The organism is Clostridium sp. Cult1 (assembly GCF_021655095.1).
GTDB lineage: Bacteria > Bacillota > Clostridia > Tissierellales > Tepidimicrobiaceae > Schnuerera.
Window position 1 is genome coordinate 2,030,178 of sequence record NZ_PPXW01000001.1, and the last position, 716, is coordinate 2,030,893.

1 protein-coding gene is annotated in these 716 nt (G+C 29.2%); it reads right to left on the bottom strand.

All coding sequences use genetic code 11. The features are described 5' to 3' along the window. Window positions 1–462 precede the first annotated feature (462 nt). Window positions 463–716: type II toxin-antitoxin system RelE family toxin (locus C3E89_RS10120; protein ID WP_236912687.1), on the bottom strand; the 254-nt coding region annotated here is incomplete at its 5' end.

Consider the following 716-nt stretch of genomic DNA (forward strand, 5'->3'; position numbering starts at 1 on the left):
GTATAAGTTTTTCTCTTACTCATTTTACGGACACTTCCTTCCTCGGTTATTAGTATATATAAAACCTTATTTAGTGTCCATAGTTATATACTACCATCACCTTTTCCTTCATGATTGCAAATAGAAGCCCAAAACCTAGAAACATTATTGCCATTACTAATCCTATCAATGCGTATTTATTGATTCCCACAAATTTCGCCTCCCTAAATACCATTTGGCTTTACTTCAAATTTATATACTTACACGTATTATACTACTTATTTCTAGTTTATGATAACCCCTCAAACATTATTCTATAACCCATAGCTTGTCCTACTTATGATACGGTTCACCGTATCGGTTCTACTAGTAAAATTTATTTGGTGATGAGTATAATACCATAGAATTAAAGCAGTAGATTTATTATAGAAATAATCTACTGCTTGTATTGCAATATAATTAAAAGTTTATGAAATTAATCTATTATCTGTTATAGACTTCTCCTCGAGATGCAATTTCAATAATATTTATAACTAAGCCCTTCTCATCTTTACTAAATATAATTCTATATTTACCAACTCTTAACCTATAATCTTCAGTATTCCCTTGTAGCTTTTTAACATCCCCAGACGGGAGTCGGTTTATAGCCTTAATTATTCTCAATTGAGTATTTTTATCTAGCCTTTTTAGATACTTAAGACAACCTTTTTCATATTTAATATTATATTTCATTTTTA